This window comes from Streptomonospora wellingtoniae, assembly GCF_031845375.1.
Taxonomy (GTDB): domain Bacteria; phylum Actinomycetota; class Actinomycetes; order Streptosporangiales; family Streptosporangiaceae; genus Streptomonospora; species Streptomonospora wellingtoniae.
Genome location: NZ_JAVREK010000063.1, coordinates 1 through 976, shown reverse-complemented (window position 1 = coordinate 976; position 976 = coordinate 1). Strand labels below are relative to the sequence as shown.

The 976-nt window shown below is 75.2% G+C and carries 1 protein-coding gene; it reads right to left on the bottom strand.

Translation table 11 applies throughout. The features are described from left to right. The coding region (locus RM446_RS24630; protein WP_311547831.1) for an IS110 family transposase at positions 1-713 on the bottom strand (713 nt) is incomplete at its 3' end. Positions 714-976 lie beyond the last annotated feature (263 nt).

Sequence of the window (976 nt, the reverse complement as noted above, 5' to 3'; positions counted from 1 at the left end):
AGCACCGCCGCCGAGACGGGGCCGATGCCGGGGATGGCCAGCAGGTGCCCGGCCAGGGGCTCGACCAGGTGCCGGATGCGGGCCTCCAGCCCGGCGATGCGCGCGCTGAGGTCGCCCGCCTCGGCCAGGGCGCCGGTGAGCACCTCCTGCGCCTGGGTGTCGAGGCCGGCGGTCTCCAGGACCGCCGCCAGCGCGGCCCGGCCCTTGGGGCGGCCCAGATCGCCCGGGGTGTGGTCCAGCCAGGTGTGGGCCCAGGCGATGATGCGGTTGGCGACCTGGGTGCGGCGCGCGACGAGGTCGGCGCGGGCATCGGCCAGCAGCCGCAGCGTGCGCACCCCGGGGTCGATGCGGTGGGGCGCCGCGTCGGAGGCGGCCATGGCGGCGTGGGCCACCGCGGCGGCGTCGATGGCGTCGGACTTGGCGCCGGTGCGGTTGCGCAGGCGCCGGTGGGCGGCCATGGCGCGGGCGGGCACCCACACCACCCGGTGCCCGGCCAGCAGCAGCGCGTCGGCCAGGGGCCGGGCCAGGCCGCGCCCGTCCTCGATCGCCCAGACGATCCCGGCGGGCTCGCCCAGGCTGCGGGCCCACGCCAGCAGGGCGCTCAGATCGCGGGCGCCGGCGTTCTTGTGCACGGGCCCGATGCGCTGCCCGGCCGCGTCGACGGCGGCGGCGTAGCAGACGCGCTTGTGGGGGTCGATGCCCACTGTCACCATGAAGGGGGTCCTGTTCTCCTCGACTGCGATGGTGACGGGATCAGGCGGTCGGGCCCGGCGGGCCCGGGGGACATATCTATTGCGGGTGTTCGCAGCCTTCTATCAGGTCACCCCGGGGTAGCCGGGCCCGTCGTGGGGCGCCGGTGGACAGGTCAACGCGATGTCACGTGGACAGATCTTGTAAGAGTCACTCCGGCGCCCCGGCCCGCGGTGGTTCCCGTCGAAACCGCCGCGGGCACTCCCCATGATGAACCAATAGATCT